Below are 16,783 nucleotides of genomic sequence, written 5' to 3' on the forward strand. Positions count from 1 at the left end.
TCCGGACCGTTTCAGTTCGTGAGTTCGGAGACGACACGGTCAGCGTCGGCTTCCGGCATGCCGGAGTCCATCGCCCGCTGCTTCCAGCTGTTGCGCACGGCCTGCACCTTTTCCGAGCCGAGCGTCACCTTGAGGAAATCCTCGGCCGGGATCGAGCTGATGATCTCCACGGTGCCATCGGCCTGCCACTTGGCCTTGAGCTCTTCTTCCTTGGCCCGGAAGAGCCGCAGCAACTCGGTCAGATGGTCACCCTTCAGCGAGTCGATGACCTGCTTTTCCGCGTCGGAGAGCGAGGCATACTTGTCGGTGTTCATGACGATGATGTGGCCCCAGGATGCACCCATCGGCACGTCGACGAAGTACTTGGCCACTTCCTGCAGCTTGAAGGCATCGACCAGCGCGATATCGGCGGCCGAGCAGTCGAGGATGTTGTTGCTCAGCGCTTCATAGGCTTCCACGTCGGGCATGCCGACGGAGACGGCGCCGAGCGCCTCAAGCGTCGCCGGCAGGGCCACGCCGTAGGAGCGGATGCGCTTGCCCTTGAAGTCTTCCAGGGTCCGGATCGGCTTGTTGCAGATGAAGCCGTATGGCGGCAGCGGACGGACCGCGACCAGTTTCAGCTTGAATCTGGCCAGTTCCTCTCCGAATGCCGGGATTTCCTCGTGCCATTTCAGCATCAGTTCGCCGAGCTCCTGCTGGCTTTTCGGCTGCGGCCAGAAGAACGGAATGGCGTTGTTGATCTTGAACTGGTCCGGGAAATAGGGCGTCACCAGGTTGCCCATGTCGATGACGCCATTCTCGATCGCGCTCGGGATCTCGCCGACCGTGGCAAGCACGCCGCCGTAGTTGATGTCGATCTTCAGTTCGCCGTTGGACCGCTTGGCCGTCTCGTCGACCGCCCACTGCGCCGCCGCTGCATACATCGAGCAGCACTGCGGCAGATGCTCGCCCCATTTCAGGACCGTCTCGGCGCTTGCCGCGGCGGTCAGTGCACTGGATGCGCCAAGCGCAAGAATCACGTTTCTGATCTGCTTGAACATAGGTTTTCCTCCCGTTGGTCTTTCCCGCGTCCTGTCTTTGCGATGGAGCGGGACCGCGCCATCGCCATATCCTCCCGGTCAGGCGGGCTGGTCGTTTCCCTCGATCGGACGCAGGAACCGTCCGTGCTCCAGCCGCATGTCGCCGTCCACATAAAGGGTGGGCTCCAGGATCACGCCATCCATGTGGATCTTGGAGCGGACCGAGCCGCCGACATCGATATTTGTGCCCAGGCCGAAATGCATCGTTCCCATGACGTTCTTGTCCTCGCGCTGAATGCCGCGAATGAGCGCCTTCGCGTTCACGCCGATCGAGGCTTCCGCGGGACACATGAAGGCGTTCTCGTCGCCATAGACGTCGAGGTAGTCGCGCAGGACCCGCGCGGACGCGCCGCCTTCGATCCTCACCACCCGGCCATTCTCGACATGCAACTCGATGGGGTCTTCCAGGCGTCCGATGTGATGCATGGTCAGGTCGATCACCAGCTTGCCGTTGGCGGAGCCTTCCACCGGCGCGACGTTGAACTCGCCGGTCGGGAACAGGTAGTAGTAGAGGTTGCCGCCCTTGCGGTTCTCGTCCTTGTCGAAATCGACGATCTTGTAGGGATCGAAATCCGGACCGGGCAGCGGCGGAACGAAGATGCGGTTCTCCACGCTGTAGGTGAAATCCGTGCCGTATTTGGACGTGACACGGCATTCCCTGGCGTTCTCGCCGAATATGTCCTTGGCAACATAGTGCTTGCGCACCATGACCTGCCGCATGTCCTCTGTCACCGCGCCGGACTGGAACCATTCCAGCGTCATCCCCCCATCCATGCAGATCGACGGGATACGTGCCTCCATGGCCCGGAAGCTCGCCGGCGAATGCAACATGCCGGTCGAGGCAAGCAGGATGTTCACGTCGGACTTCATCATGGCTTCGCAGACCGCGGCCGGCGGATCGTAATAATCGGCCGGACGGCGCTCGAACAGCGCCACGGTCACGTCGGCACCGATCTCCTGCAGGATGCTCATCACCACCTGCCATACCCGCGGGTCATGCGCGGTGTCGGTGAGGATCAGCGCCCGGTCACCCGCCTTGACGTTCCGCACGAGCGGCCTTCTCAGATACTCCATGCTGCCGGTCACGAGGGCGTTGCCAGTCATTCGATCCTCCCAGATCCGGCACCTGCCATTCGGCGCCGTCACGTCCGTTATTGCCGGGAAAGACTTTCATGACATCTGCCCAACGTCAACTTGTGTCGACACTACGAAAAATGAAAAGCAGAAATGCGTTTTCCGGAAATCCCGTTTCCGGACCCTGAAACGCGCAATAACGCGGTATTTACGACGTTCTGAATGTATGAACCGCTCCATGTGGCGGTCTGGCGAACGGAGTGCGAAAAAAGCCGCTCTTCGGCATGTCGACACAACGGGCCGCATATGGACTTCGGCCACGTGTGCAGGAGACCCGGCCAACGAAAGCGAGGCGAGATTCAGGCCGGGCCTTGACGCGACCGGGACAGAAGACGGAAGGCGCGTGAAGACCGATCGGGTCCCACCCCGTTGCCGGCAAAAGGCAAACAGCAATGGACGGACCGGGATTGGCCGGTTCACGACCTGCCATCCTCATGCCCGGCTGGAAACCCGGCGCCCTCCCCTTGAACGTCTGAAGAATCCGGCACGGCAAGGCGCCGCCGCTTAGGCGCCATACGCCTTCAGGCATTGGAAACAGGGGCCGCCCGTGACGGGCCCCAGCAGCGGAAGCACCGAATACGCCGGTTGTTCAAACCGGGGGCCGTGACTGTTCCAACAGACTCCGGGAAGGACCTACGCCTTCAATTCGGGCGGTCTGGCAGTTGCTCGAGGAAGCCTGCGACGCCTGCAGTGAAATCCACTGCGGATTCGATCTGCATCATGTGCGGCGCGCCGGGTAGGATCAGCAATTGGCTGCCCGGAATTGCGGCGGCAAGCGCGCGCATTGCATCCAGCGGTATCGCGAGGTCGTGTTCGCCCGCAACCACGAGCGCCGGCATCTCCAGTTCGCCAAGCCTGTCGAGCACGTCATGCTCCGCAATGGCCTCCCAGGCGGCAGCCCATCCGGACGGAGAATCCGAAAGCAGGCGCGCGCGGACCTGGGCAACTTCGGGTGTCGACAGATAGGACTGATTGAACCATCGTTCCAGAGTGCCGTCGACAACGGCTTCCATGCCGCCCGCCTCAGCGTCTTCCCCGCGCTTGAGGATGGCGCCGCGCGCATCGGCGCCGATCCGTCCGCCACAGCCGGCCACCACAAGCGCGCTGACGAGGTCAGGCCGAGCAAGCGCCACCTGCTGCGCGATCATGCCGCCGAAGGAAAGGCCGACCAGGATGGCCGGTCCCTCATCCAGATGCTCGATCAATTCGACAACATCGGCTACACGATCCGCCATCCGGCCCGGCCGCGAAGCCGGGGGAGAATCCCCGTGTCCGGCGAGATCGACGGCGACAACCCGGAATGAACCGGTCAATCGCGCCGAAAGCGACTCCCAAAAACGCCCGTCCAGACCGACAGGATGGAGCAGCAGTACCGGCTTCCCTTTTCCAGATGACCGAAAGGACAACAATGCCATTGATGGCTCCACCATGAAAATGTCGACAAGCTGGCAAATGCATAGGCTGTAAAGCCGAACGGATCAAGGCTCCGCAAGCCTCGCCGTTTGCGACTTCACACGCATGAACCGGATGGAGAGGCGACACGGACCGGAAACGGATCCCAACATGACATGGCGGCTGAGTGAGGCTGTTCGGAGAAGCGCGCGGGGCCCTTGCGGGGGCAGGATCTCTGGTTTTCTGACCCGCCGCCCCTGGGCGGAACGCCGGCCGCGCGAGTCCGGAACAGGTCCGCGGCGGAGGGATAGGGGACATGCAGGGCGAAGTGAAACCGGCTTGCCCTGTAGCGGCTGTCGATCAGCTACCGGCCCTCCGGCGCCCGGCCGTCGCCCTGGTATGTCTTTGCTCCGACCGGGTTCGAACCGAGCGCAACGCGGTAGCGCTTCAGATCGGCGTCCCCTGGCGCAGCTCAAGCATCGGCCCTTGCTTGGACACGACAATCAAGTCGGCGCGCGCTCCCGCCGGCAAGGGTGCCCCGGGACAGACCCGGCCTGCACCCGGAAGCGCGTTGGCCGTCGCTGTTCCCCATCGAAAAGCAGAGCGGGTTTCCCCATCGCCCTCCCCGGCCGTCAAAGCCCTGACGACTGCAGCAGCGCATAACGAATGAACCCCGCAGAGGCCGCGAATATCAGCGCGGCCAGGAGCACACGAAAGAAGCGGCCGCCTTTCTTGCGTCCTGCCAGGGTGATCGCGTTGGCCAGTCCGATGACGAACCCGCAGGCCGCGATATAGCCGACGATATGTTCCACGGTGTAGAAATTGAACCGGATCGCGGCGTAGACGGACAGGCTCATCGCCAGCGCCCAGCCGCCGGCGACGAGCAGGAACCGGCCCGGTCCCGCGACCATCTCGCCGGCATACGGAAAAACCATCAGCAGGCCAGCGGCCGCACCGGCGACCAGTCCGGCCGCTGCGGCCTCGGTCGCGAAATTGATGTCGCTGGCCGTAAAGCCGGACTGCAGGATCTGGTTGAGAATGAGCTGCGGGTCACCTGGAATGTGAAAGACAAGCAGGCCGCCGACACCCCAGCCGACGGCCCAGGCCACCGCCATGGCGACGACATTGACGATCATGGAACCGAGCACGCGGCCTGCAGATAGGCCGTCGCCACCCTGCTGGCGGGAATCGGCCGGCGCAGCGTCGACCGGCTGGCGACCATAGACGGCATGCGGCGCAGCGACCGGGGCGGAGCGGGCGGGCGGCGCGTTTCGCTGGAGCGGTTCGGACCGGCGCCTAGGCCCGGCGGGGGACGGCGATTTCGCGGCTTCAATCCGCGCTCCGCAATTGCCACAAAACGCGGCTCCCGGTTCCAGGCGTGCCCCGCACTCGGGGCAAAAACTCGCTGCTTCCGTCATGCAACTCTCCTCGCGGACGTCTGCCGGGACCACTCCCACCCATGGACCGGTGCCGCCGAAAAAGGGACCCAGCCCACAAGGGATGTTTCACCGGCTTCCATCTGCAGCATCGCATCACGGACCGCTGAAACGATTGACGGATGTCAACGGTCAAGATCGCGCGCTGTGAAAGTATGAGGTCCAGGTCATTCCGGTTCCGCCTTGACCGTTCAGCGGGCAGGTCGCCGGGACTGACAGGGTTGTCGGCTTTCTCGAGGTCGTTTGATGGCGTTGCAATGCGCACATTGCGGAGAAAAACTGGAGCCGGGCGATCAGTTCTGCCCGTCCTGCGGGGCGAAGGCCGATCAGGAGGCCGGCACGCCGCCGCCCGGCGCCGGACCGATCGACATCGGCAGGGCCGTGTCATCGGGCTCCCGCTGGGCTGAGATCCTGCGCCGGATCGTACCGCTGGCGTCGCTGGTGCTCCTCTATGTCTCGCTCGCGCTCGGCGATTACCTCTGGGCCGGGATCGCCGCCGTCGCGGCCGTTCTCTTCTATCTGCTGCCACCACGGATACGGCCGCCCCAAGGCGCTTATGCCTACGAGCGGATTCCAGCCGTCATCGGGCCGGACATTCTCGGCTTTTTCCTGACATCGGCCTTCATCGGTCTGCCGCTGGTCGCAAGGGCAATCGAGGGTGGGCATTGGGACGACTTGCTGGAAGAGATCCATCCCTCCGCGGTCCTCGTCTGGCCGATGGCGTTGATCAGCTTGGTCATTCTCGTCATCGCCTACCGCAATGCGAGCTTCTGGTTGAGGATCGAGCAGGACGGCCTCCGGGTCCGGCGGTCATCGGGCGAGAGGTTCGCGGCCTATTCCGCCATCCGGCAGGTGGACCTGCACCGGCGCGGGCTGCCGCGCTGGATCAAGGCGCTGACACCTTTCCTCATCCTCGGCGGAAAATACGGTGCGGCCGGCTCGATCATGCTGGCGCGTGACGAGACCGGGATCCGGCTGGACATGCGCGATGGTACGTCGATCACCATCGCCGCCGACGCGCTGGAAAAAGCTCTCCTGAAAGTCCTGGCCGCCCTGAAAGCCCATGGGGTCGAGATGACGCCTGACCTGAAGGAGGCACTGGCATGACATCGGCTCGCCATGGCCCGGACCGGCAGGAGTGATCGACATGCGCAGAAAGCTGCTTGCCCTTCTTTCGGCTGCCGTCATCGTCGCCGCCTGTTCCCAGAACGACCCCTCGAAGGGGTCGGTCGTGGTCTACGTATCGGTCGACCAGACGATCGCGGAGCCGGTGCTGGAGGCTTTCGCCCGGGAAACCGGCATCGAGGTCAAACCCGTTTACGACGTGGAAGCCGCCAAGACCAGCGGCCTTGCGAAACGCCTTGCCGAGGAGGCCGACACCCCGCGGGCAGACGTGTTCTGGAGTGGCGAGCCGGTCCAGACGGAAGTCATGGCGCAAGCCGGCCTTTTCAGCCCCTATCTGCCAAACAAGCTGCGCCCGGGCCCTCAACCGGGACCGGGAAACCGCTGGGTCGCATTCGGCGGGCGGGCGCGGGTCTTCATCCTCAACACCGCCCGGCTGCAGAAAGCCGATTGGCCGACATCGATCTATGACCTGGTCGCAGACGGGCGCGACACCAGCCGGGCCGTTATCGCCTACCCGCTGTTCGGCACGTCCGCGACCCATGCAAGCGCTCTCTTCACCGCGCTCGGTCCCGAGCGTGCGGGCGCCTTCTTCGACAGTATCGTCGCGCACAAGGTCCGCATCGTCGATGGCAACTCCGTCGTTCGCGACCTCGTCGCGGCCGGGACCGCCGACTTCGGGCTGACCGATACCGACGACGCCTGTTCCGCCTACGAAAGGAAACCGGGCGAGGTCGCCGTCGTGTTCCCCGACCAAACGGCCGACGGGATGGGGACGCTGGTCATTCCCAATTCGGTTGCACTTGTGAAGGGCGGCCCGAACCCGCAAGCCGGCAAACTGCTCATCGATCACCTCCTTTCGGAGGCCGTGGCGGACCAGCTCGCGGATGCCGGATGGTTCCGAATCGACGGGACACGTGTCTTCTCGCCCGAGACCTGCGGTCTTCCTGCCAAGGTGAAGCCGATGGCGGTCGATTACGCGGCGCTCGCCCTGACGATGGGCGACGTGATCCGCGAGTTGCGCGACCGGATCGTGAGGTAGCGCGATGGCAACAACCGGGGCCGGGCAACCTTCGGGCAGGGAGATGGCGCGGCGCGCGCGGTCCGTCCCCGGCGCCCTGCTCTGGCTCGTCGTGGGCCTCGGGCCGATCCTGGCCCTGCTTGCTGCCACGCGGACAAGCGAGCACATGGCCGAGGCGCTGATCCCCAGCCTCCGCCGCACCGGCCTGTTCATGACATCCATCGGGCTCGCCTTCTCGGTCGCGGTTTTCGCCGCCACGGTTTCGGTCCTGGCTGCGCGGGCGCTCCGCCGGCGGTCCGGCCGGGTAGCCGCCATGCTCTACTGGGCGCCGCTCGCCATGATCGCGGTGCCGCCCTATGTCCATGCCAACGCCTGGATGAGCGCGGGCGCCGGCATCGACGCCCTGCTCGGGCGCACGGGGGCAACGGCGCCGGGCGCGCCGGATGCCGTCGCGGCCTTCTGGGTGCAATCCATGGCCTTCCTCCCCGCCGCCTACGGCTTCGTGCTGCTGGGCATAGCACGCATGGACCCCGCGCTCGTCGATGCCGGCCGCATCCATGCCAACGACTGGCGGGTGTTCCGGCGGATCGAACTGCCCATGATGGCACCGTCGGTCATCGTCGGCGGCGGCCTGGCCGCGATCCTCTCGCTGACCGATTTCAGCACGCCGGCCCTTTTCCAGTTGCCCTCTTACGCGATGGACGTGTTCGTGACCTACGGATCGGGGGCGGACGCCGGTGCCGTTTTCCTGCTCGCGCTTCCCATGGTCGTGACCGGTATCGCGATCATCGTGGCCCTGCTCGGCCGGATCGAGAGTGGCACGCGCCTTCCCGACATCCCGCCCTACACGGCGGTTTCCTGCGACACGCCGCCTGCGTGGTTCAAGTCGCTCGAAACCGCCGCGCTCGTCGTGCTTGCCATGCAATCGGCCGTTCCCGTCGTGGCTCTCATCCAGGCAACCGGTTCGCCGGCGGTGTTCGCGCAGACCGTCGCGGCAGCATCGCGCGACATTGCCGGAAGCATGGAGTCCGCCTGTATCTCGGCCCTGTTGGCGATCCTGCTCGGCCTGCTGCTGTTCCGGCACGTGGAAAACCGGGGCGTCATGCTGCTCTGCCTGCTTCCGCTGGCAATGCCGGGAACGCTGACCGGCGTCGGCCTCATCCACCTGTGGAACAACGATGCGACGTCCGCGGTGTACGGCGGACCGGCCATGCCGGTCCTCGCCTCGCTGGCGCGTTTCGCGCCGATCGGCATCCTCCTGCTCCATGCCCATCACCGCACGGTCTCGCGAGACCTGATCGACGCGGCGCTGATGTTCCGGGGAAACGGCGCGGCGACGTGGAGGTGGATTTACCTGCCGCTCTACTGGCGCGCGGCGGCCGGAGTTTTCCTGATCGTTTTCGCGCTTTCCCTCGGCGAGCTTGCGGCGACCATCCTCATCGCGCCACCCGGACAGGGGGCGCTCAGCATTCGCATCTTCAATCTCCTTCACTATGGCAGCACCGCCGCCGTCGCCAGCCTCAGCCTGCTGATGCTGCTCCTGTCGATGACCGCTGCCGTCGTTCTGCTGGCCCTTTTCAACACGCGCGGCGCGGTCCGAACGGCGGGGAGGACTGCATGATCGCGGCGGAACACCTGGTCAAGTCGCATGGCGGCGGAGCGGTTCTCGACGATGTCTCGCTCCAGCTTGCCGACGGCTCGATGACCGTCCTGACCGGCCCGTCGGGGTCCGGCAAATCCACCCTCCTGCGCATTCTCGCCGGGCTGGACCGGCCTGACGCAGGCGTCGTGACCATCGACGGCACGGTAGCGAGCGCGCCGGGCGTCTGCCTGGCGCCGCATCGTCGCGGCATCGGCTTCGTGTTCCAGTCGCCGACGCTCTGGCCGCACATGACGGTCGCGGCAAACGTCGCCTTCGCCATTCCCCACGGATCGAAACGGGACCGTGACGAGCGGGCGCTTGGCCTGCTTGGCAGCGTCGGCGTGGCCGATCTCGCAACGCGCTACCCCGGCGAGATCTCGCAAGGACAGGCCCATCGGGTGGCGCTGGCGCGGGCGCTGGCGCCGGAACCCCGCCATCTCTTCCTCGACGAACCGCTCGCCAATCTCGAATCTCCGACCCGGGCGGCACTCCTGGATCTCATCAAGCAGCAGGTCTCGGGCCGCGATGTCGCCGTGCTTTTCGTCACCCACGACCGGGAGGAAATGCGCCATCTGGGCGGAAACCTGCTGCGGCTCCAGGACGGCCGGCTGGCGGCCATGATGACGGAGGACGCGGGCTGATGGACAGGCAGCTTGTCATGTCGCCGCGGCCGGCACTCCGGAACACCGGATGGCGCTGGACCGCCGCCTGGATTGTCGTGGTCCTGGCCGGCGCGGCCTGGGTGTTCCGTCCCGCACCGTCCTACGTGGCGCCAGCAGGCTGGACCTATGTGGCTGAAACCGGACCCGTGCTCGATGCGGTCCCGGATGGACCCGACCTCGCTGTCGTCGGGCGAAACGGCCTGACGATGCTGCACGAGGACGGGACCGTCGGAGCCGTCGCGCTGTCCGGGTTCACCGCGCAACCCATCGCGTTTTCCATCGCCCGCGAACCCGGCGGGCGGTTGTGGATCGGTCACGAGTCGGGGCTCTCGCTGCGGACTGCACGCGGATGGATCACTGTGGATCACCTTGCGGGAACACGACTCAACGAGGTGCGCGGCCTTGCCTTCGATCCCGCCGGGGGCGTCTGGGCCGGCGATGCGAGCGGCGTCTGGAAGATCGACGGCGCGCCCGTCGGCGGCCATTTTGCCGGCCGGTCCGTCCTGGCAGGCGTCCGGGTGCTTTGCCTGCTCGCCGACCGGGACGGTGGCCTCTGGGTGGGAACCGACAACGGGCTCTACCATCGCGGCGCCGCCGCTGACGACTGGCAGAGCTGGTCGGTCCGGGACGGCCTGCCCAATCGCCAGGTTGCCGCGATGATGCAGGACCGGCAGGGCCGCATCTGGGTGGGAACCGGCTTTCACGATCAGGGCGGCACGCTTCTTTTCGTTCGCGGTCCGGCGGGCTGGGGGATCGAACGGGACATCCCGCGATCACTGCTGGCTGCGCCGAAAACGCGAAGCCTGTTCGAGGACGACGGCGGGTATGTCTGGCTGGGGACCGAGACCGATGGATTCAGCGTCATCGGCGCGGATCTGACCGCATCAACCATCATCCGCGGCACGGTCCTGCCGAGCGGCGAGGTCACCACCATCGGCCGTGCGCCGAATGGAAGGACCTGGCTTGGAACGCTGAACGGATTGCTGCTGCTCGAACCGGAGGCCGTTGCCGAAGGCCTGCTGCCAACCGGGGCAGGCGCGACCGTGGGCAGGAGCGACGGGAATACATCGCAGGCCGCCCGGCAAGCCGGGTCCGGGTCTTGAAAAGGGAGCATGGAAAGCCATGGCGTTTTGCACCCATTGTGGAGCCAAGCTGAAGGACAACAGCCGTTTCTGCCCGTCCTGCGGAGCGGCGACGACCGCGGCAGGGCAATCGGGCCAGAAAGCGGGCAGCAAAGGCGCGAAAGCGGGAAAATCCGGGCCAGGAGCCCGCAAGGCATCCGCTGCCATGGCCGCGCCGCCTGACCTTCCCAGCCCGAGTCCGGAAGTGCCCGACAAGCTGGTGCCCCTGATAGGCTACATCGCCAGCCGGACGATCAGCGCCTTCTTCCGGCAGCTTCCGACGACAATCGCCTTCGGGCTCGCTGCCTGGGTGTTCCACACCTATCTGCTGGTCGTGGTCAACGAAGGCTTCAACATGGGAAGCCTGACAGGCCGGTTCCTGGCATTGCAGGGACAGGGTATCTCGGGGAGCCTGCTCTGGATGGTGGGCACGATGATCCTGACTGGCCTGTGGCGGCGCATCCGCGGCAAGGGTCCACGGGTCAGCCTGGGCGACCGGATCGCCGCGATGCGCGCCTACCTGACCGAAGCGCCGATGGATGCCTATTCGGTGATCGCCGGCGGCGTGGGCATTGCGCTGTCGATCGCCACTTTCACCAATTCCTCGTCCAGCCTCGTGCTGGCGGTGGGCTTCGGCGCCCTGATTGCCTCCAAGGCAGGTTCGGTCTTCTCGCTGCTGTTCAAGACAGCCTGGAATACGCTTTTCTCGACCGTTCGCCGGGCTCAGGTCCGCAGATATGGCATGGCCGCCGGCTACCTGGCGGTGGCAGCCTCCTCGCTCGGCATGCTCGCCAATTCGATGGTGCCGGTCGGCGGCGTCATTCCCGGCGTGATCCTGCTCGGCGCGGCGGTCTTCCTCGGCATGCGCACGCGTAGCGAGGAAATGGCGGGGCTGTTCATCCTCGCCGGCCTTGGCACGTGGTGGGCGCTGTTCGGACCGGCGGATCTCGTTTTCGCCGATGACGGCGGCTGGCAGGAATCGGGCGGGACGCTGACCGCCTGGATCAACAGCCAGGGCGCCATTCAAGCCATCATCTACGGCGTCGGTCCCGCGATCGGCACCGGGCTGGGCGTGGTACTCGGCGGCGTGCTCAGCGACATCGGCGGACAGATCCCTGAGTTCGACGACGGAAACGGCGGAGACGACGACCAGGGGTCGCAGGGTGACGGCGTTCCGCCGACGATCCACGATCCCGATCTCGTCGATCCGGAAACCGGTGAACGGCTGATCGTTCATGACGGCCAGAGCTACGAAGGCGGCAAGGCCGGGCAGGTCTGGTACGACGGCAAATGGGTGGACCGTGACGATGCCATCAGTCGTATAGGCCAGTACGAGAAGGATCACCCCCTCTACGATCCCCGGACGGGCGACTACCTGATCGTCAACGATGGCAAGACCTACGAGGGCGGCAAGCCCGGACAGGTCTGGTTTGACGGAAAATGGATGGACCGCTCGGAAGCGCAACGCAATCTCGACAATGTCAACGCGGAACTGGAACGCGAAAGCCAGCGCATCCGCGAAGAGCAGCGTCAATGGAGCGACGAGCAAAGGCGCATCCGCGAGGACAAGCTGAGAAACGAGGGCTATGTCTTCGACAAGGAGCAGAACGCGTGGGTGCAGGGACCGGGATACAAGCCGACACCCAGCCCATCGGATCTCTTGCGAAAGGCACAAGAGGATCGCGAACAGCGGATTCTCAAGTCGGCCGACAAGGTGTCCGACCGCGTGACCGGCGAGTTGCGGGAACACATCGAAGAGCTTCGCAACAGCGGGAAATATGAGGAACTGGCCGAAGTCTGCCGCGATTACTGGCGCGGCGAGGTCCGCGAAGGCCAGGAAGAATCGATCAGCCAGCAACGCTGGGCAACGGCCTATGGCATCGGCGAAATGGGCGCGAAGGCCACCGTGGCGGCGTCCCGCGGCGCATTGATGGTCCTCGGCGGACCGGCCGGCGCGGCGGCAACGGCAATCAGCGTCGGCGCGGTTTCCGCCGCCGGCGAGGGTGCTGAGAAATGGGTGGAGGGCGGTAGCGCCCTCGACGTAGCAAAATCGACGGCCGCCGGCTTCCTGAGCGGCGCCAAGGACGGCGCCATCGGCCATTTCACCAACCTTCCGGGAACCAGCGGCGTGGTGAAGGTGCTGGTTCCGGCCGCGGCCGACACGGCGGAGACCTTCATCCGCACCGGCGACATCAAGCGTTCGCTGGCGACCGGTGCCGTCTCGGCCGCCGGTGACATGATCGGGCTGGGAACAGATGCCCTGCCCGGCGGTCTGAAGAGGGAGTTGATCGGCGCCGCCACGTCGGCGGCGTCCGGCGGAACGCTCAGCGTCATCAATGGCGGCGACTTCGGCGAAGGCGCCATCGACGGGCTGGTCAACCATGTCGGCGGCAAGGTGGGCAGCAGCGTCGGGACCAGCGCAGTCAACCGCCACGACGCCCAGGCTGAAAGCACGGTCCAACAGGCCCAAGCCGAGGTGTCCGGTCAGCGCCGCCAGACGGTTCTAACCCACGACCAGGCTGAGAACGTGCTGGCCGGGCTGCGCGCCGACCGCGACGATCCCAACACCTCGCCCGCCGACCGGCAGATGATCGACGAGCACATTGCCGCGATCGAGAACGGACCGCGCCAGTCGGAACGGATCAACGAGCTGGATCGTTCGCGCATCCAGCGGGACCAGAACGGCGATCCGGTCGTCGGTTCGGACGGTCACCCGGTCAAGTCCGACAAGGTGGACACCCGCGGTGCGCTCGATCAGCTGCAGGACACGCGCTCCAGCCGGACTGCCAAACAGGCCGACCCGGAGTTGCGCGACGCCATCGTCAAGACCCGGACCGAGGAGATCTACGCGCCGGCCGACCGGAGGACGATCAACCGCGCCGGCGAAAACCCGGACGTCCGGAATATGATGCAGCCGGGCGACAAGCTGGCCATGGACACGTTCTCGACGCCGGGCAAGCCGCCTTCGCTGGGCGCCGACCGGGACGCCCGGCTGGTCATCGAGCGGGATACGGGCCGTGTCGATTCCAATGGCAACCGTATCATCGACAAGATCGAGGTTCCGAGGAAGCACTGGGAGAGCGACGCCTACAAGGACTTCTACGATCATTCGATGGATATCGTCGGCGGCCGCGAAAACGTGACGCCGGACAGCCATCCGGAATTCTTCCGGCGCCGCGAGGAACTGGACTACCTGAAGGGGTCGGGCATGTCCCAGGACGAGATCGATGCACGGGCCTGGGGTGAGGCGCACAACCAGCTTTTCACCGACAAGTACCACGTCGAGGCGAGCGCAGCCAATTCCGACCAGGCCCTTCGCAACGCGGAGGGGCGGATGACCTCGAATGTCCAGGAAGTTCAGGCCGGACGGGGCGGCCAACTGACCGATCAGGAAGGCTATGCCCGCATGTGGGGCGAGAAATCGCGCTTCTACGAACACAATACCCCGGAAGCCGTGGCGCAGTCGCAGAAGGGGATCGAGGCCCAGTTGCAGGTCCGCGAGGGATTGCGCGCCCAGGGTTACCGGGTGCCGGAACTGCCGCCGAATACGGCCAGGGCGATGGAGCTGATTTCCCGCGCCGCGGTCGGGGTCGACGCGACCCCCGAGGCGATGGCGCGTCTCAACAGCGACCTGCAGGGTCTTGGCTATCGCGACACCAACGACGCGATGCAGAAAATTGCCTCGCAAACCGAAGCGCTCAAGTGGAGCCAGAAGCAGGGCCTGACCACCGGTGGCGTGATCAGCACCGCCCGTGGCGCGCTCGGACCGCAGGAGCCAAACGATGAGTAACGCGATGGATAGGACCCGCGCAGCAAGCGGCGCGTTGACGATCACTGCAGAGGATTCCGCCGGAGCAGAAAGGAATGCGACATGACCCTGACAAGCTTTTCGGAGATCCCCCGGGGTGTTCTGGCAAGCCTGCTCGACCTGTGTGGCGAGGCCGGGGACATGTCGCCGCGCCATCTCATGGGCGAGGCCGAGCCGCTGAACCCGCTGCAGATCGCCCAGCTTTACGCCGGCGGCTACCTCAGCAAGGCGGCCTTTTCCCGCGACGCGATGACGCCGCAGTTCCGGCGGGCGGCCCGGGTGCTGCTCGATCCGCGGACGAACCTGACCTTCCGCATCTGGGGATCGGAAGACCTCTGCGCGGAAAGCAATGTCCAGTTCCCGGGAGACGTTGTGGACGGCGGTGGCGTCATGCTTCTGCCGGTTTCCGGCAGCTATCGCATCTCCGCCTTCGTCGAGCCAGAGGACATCATCCGCGACCTGGCACAGGCTCTTCCGCCCGACAGCAACCGGCTGGTGAACCCCTTCCTGTTCGAAGGACAATTCGATGCCGCCGTGGCCGCCGTCCTGTTCGCACTTGTCGATCTCCAGAGAGCATCGACAGACCGCCGGCAGGGATTTTCGAGCCAGGACATTTTCGGCTACCTGCACGGCCAATGGGGCATGACCGGCTTTAGCCAGCTCCTGACCTACGTGCAGACCGCCGGGATGCAATCGCGTCCTCCACAGCCTCTGGAGGTCGACGCCGCGCTGGCGCAGCTGGAGGCGGCCGGGACCATCCGACGATTCCGCTCCGGGCACTGCCAGGTGTCCGACGATCTTCGGCCGTTGGTCGACCTGACGCGTTCGCTAGTTGCCGGCCTGCAATGGCAGCGCGTCACCCGGCTCGCGGAGGGCGACCGCCTCGTCAACAGCCGGATCTACGCCTATGGCGACGGCGGACTGACGCTTTGTTTCATCCCGACGATCAAGGGGCGCCTCTACGTGGGCACCGTCGACTACAAGAGCGTGCTCGATTTCGTCATCGAAGAGGTCGGCGGCCTGATGCCGGATGCCGGCAGGGATGTCGCCACGCCGGACGAGGCACGGGAGCAAGCGTCCAAACCGGCCTCCGCCCCGGCTTCAAGGCACCGGATGCCGCCGGTCCCGCCGCCGGCACCGGACCGCGCACCACCCAAACGTGCCGCCAAGGCTACCCCTGCCCCGCCGCCGCCGGTCCTGCATTCCGATCCCGCAGGACCCAAGGCTGCACCACCGCCGCTGCCGCCAGCGGCCCGCAAGAAAGGCCCGGTTTCCCGCACGCCGGCACCGGCCGAGGGTTCGGACTTTACGTGCCATGCCTGCGGCGCGCCCTTGAAAAAGGGCCAGAAGTTCTGCCCCAACTGCGGTGCCGAGGCCGTGCAGGAGCCGGAGCCGTCCACATGCCCGTCCTGCGGCCATCCGGTGAAACCCGGTGCAAGGTTCTGCACGCACTGCGGCCACAAGTTCGAGGCGACGAAACCCGATCCTGTCTGCCCGTCCTGCGGGAGGTCCGTGAAGCCGGGTGCGAAGTTCTGCACCGGATGTGGCGCCAAGCTTTGAGACGAGACCCGGCGACAACGATGACAACCGGTTGCTGGCGCCGGGCAGAGCCTGGCACTGCGGTCGCCACCCGGGCATGATCGGAGAAACCCGGATCGGGCAGGCGTGAACAGCCCGGCGTTTTCCAGACGCCTTCGGAGTTCAATTCCTGCTGCCGTTCGAACTCGACGGGTGACGGCATCCCGGTCCTGGCGTGCTTTCGCTTCGGGTTGCAGACCCTCTCGATGCGGTCGAACCCGTCGTGCATGGCTTCGACGCGGGTCTCCCAGGTCCGTTGCCGTGTTCGCTTGCGCTTGAGTAGACTGAAAAAGCTCTAGGCATCCGCGTTCTCATGGCAGTTGCCGACTCTTGCGAAGCCGTGCGCCTTCTGGATGCATGGGGTAAAGATGGAGAAGCCGATGATCGATTTAAAGCGATTTCTGAACATCGAAACAGGCGGAGGCGCAAAGACGCCGTCGTGCATGCAGCCCGGTTTTCCCCGGCTTTGTTGAGCACCGTTTCTGCCCCTACTGGTGACAACGCGGTGACGACACGGAGCTTGAAACGCAAAAAGCCCGCCGAAGCGGCGGGCATTTTTTGTGTGGCATTTTTAGATGGTTGTTTGGTTGCGGGGGCAGGATTTGAACCGTCCTTCGGACCCTTCAGGTTATGGTCCTAAGGACGACGAGCTGCCTCGCCATTGGCAAGCGAAGCTTTCGCGCCGGCGACATGGCCTGTGTTTGGGGGGAATTTGGTTGCGGGGGCAGGATTTGAACCTGCGACCTTCAGGTTATGAGCCTGACGAGCTACCGGGCTGCTCCACCCCG

Annotated in this window: 11 protein-coding genes and 2 pseudogenes; 8 read left to right on the forward strand and 5 right to left on the reverse strand. The window is 65.4% G+C overall.

Going from position 1 to position 16,783, the window contains the following annotated elements; all coding sequences use genetic code 11:
• Positions 1 to 11 precede the first annotated feature (11 nt).
• From dctP to ACLB6G_RS13910, 5 genes and pseudogenes are all read right to left on the reverse strand, one after another.
• Positions 12 to 1,040 carry a TRAP transporter substrate-binding protein DctP gene (gene dctP / locus ACLB6G_RS13890; protein WP_410356778.1) on the reverse strand — a complete coding sequence of 343 codons (1,029 nt, stop codon included), beginning with the start codon at positions 1,038 to 1,040 and terminating at the stop codon, positions 12 to 14.
• A 78-nt stretch (positions 1,041 to 1,118) separates the two neighbouring features.
• The gene (locus ACLB6G_RS13895; protein WP_410356779.1) at positions 1,119 to 2,183 is read right to left on the reverse strand and encodes an aminopeptidase; all 1,065 of its coding nucleotides are present in this window, start codon (positions 2,181 to 2,183) and stop codon (positions 1,119 to 1,121) included.
• 671 nt (positions 2,184 to 2,854) lie between these two features.
• A complete protein-coding gene (locus ACLB6G_RS13900; RefSeq protein ID WP_410356780.1) occupies positions 2,855 to 3,643 on the reverse strand; it encodes an alpha/beta fold hydrolase in 789 nt (262 codons plus the stop codon).
• A gap of 594 nt (positions 3,644 to 4,237) precedes the next feature.
• Positions 4,238 to 4,753 carry a hypothetical protein gene (locus tag ACLB6G_RS13905; RefSeq protein WP_410356809.1) on the reverse strand — a complete coding sequence of 172 codons (516 nt, stop codon included), beginning with the start codon at positions 4,751 to 4,753 and terminating at the stop codon, positions 4,238 to 4,240.
• A gap of 192 nt (positions 4,754 to 4,945) precedes the next feature.
• Positions 4,946 to 5,023 (reverse strand): annotated as a pseudogene (locus ACLB6G_RS13910) (zinc-ribbon domain-containing protein); the annotation flags it as partial.
• Positions 5,024 to 5,287: 264 nt separating this feature from the next.
• Here ACLB6G_RS13910 and ACLB6G_RS13915 point away from each other — a divergent pair.
• From ACLB6G_RS13915 to ACLB6G_RS13950, 8 genes and pseudogenes are all read left to right on the forward strand, one after another.
• Positions 5,288 to 6,148, forward strand: a complete 861-nt coding sequence (locus tag ACLB6G_RS13915; protein WP_410356781.1) for a zinc ribbon domain-containing protein — start codon at positions 5,288 to 5,290, stop codon at positions 6,146 to 6,148.
• 40 nt (positions 6,149 to 6,188) lie between these two features.
• Entirely contained in the window at positions 6,189 to 7,205 is a 1,017-nt protein-coding gene (locus tag ACLB6G_RS13920) for an extracellular solute-binding protein (protein ID WP_410356782.1), read from the forward strand.
• A gap of 4 nt (positions 7,206 to 7,209) precedes the next feature.
• Entirely contained in the window at positions 7,210 to 8,805 is a 1,596-nt protein-coding gene (locus ACLB6G_RS13925; protein ID WP_410356783.1) for an ABC transporter permease, read from the forward strand.
• Positions 8,802 to 9,467 carry an ABC transporter ATP-binding protein gene (locus tag ACLB6G_RS13930; protein WP_410356784.1) on the forward strand — a complete coding sequence of 222 codons (666 nt, stop codon included), beginning with the start codon at positions 8,802 to 8,804 and terminating at the stop codon, positions 9,465 to 9,467. The genes ACLB6G_RS13925 and ACLB6G_RS13930 overlap by 4 nt, the downstream gene beginning before the upstream one ends.
• Positions 9,467 to 10,591 carry a ligand-binding sensor domain-containing protein gene (locus tag ACLB6G_RS13935; RefSeq protein WP_410356785.1) on the forward strand — a complete coding sequence of 375 codons (1,125 nt, stop codon included), beginning with the start codon at positions 9,467 to 9,469 and terminating at the stop codon, positions 10,589 to 10,591. The genes ACLB6G_RS13930 and ACLB6G_RS13935 overlap by 1 nt, the downstream gene beginning before the upstream one ends.
• Positions 10,592 to 10,610: 19 nt before the next feature.
• A pseudogene (locus ACLB6G_RS13940) lies at positions 10,611 to 10,676 on the forward strand (zinc-ribbon domain-containing protein); the annotation flags it as partial.
• Between the two features lie 99 nt (positions 10,677 to 10,775).
• Positions 10,776 to 14,399, forward strand: a complete 3,624-nt coding sequence (locus ACLB6G_RS13945) for an MFS transporter (protein ID WP_410356810.1) — start codon at positions 10,776 to 10,778, stop codon at positions 14,397 to 14,399.
• An 81-nt stretch (positions 14,400 to 14,480) separates the two neighbouring features.
• On the forward strand, positions 14,481 to 15,977 hold the full coding sequence (locus ACLB6G_RS13950; protein WP_410356786.1) for a zinc ribbon domain-containing protein: 1,497 nt from the start codon (positions 14,481 to 14,483) through the stop codon (positions 15,975 to 15,977).
• The last annotated feature ends 806 nt before the right edge of the window (positions 15,978 to 16,783 follow it).

Source organism: Zhengella sedimenti, assembly GCF_046506625.1.
Lineage (GTDB): Bacteria > Pseudomonadota > Alphaproteobacteria > Rhizobiales > Rhizobiaceae > Zhengella > Zhengella sedimenti.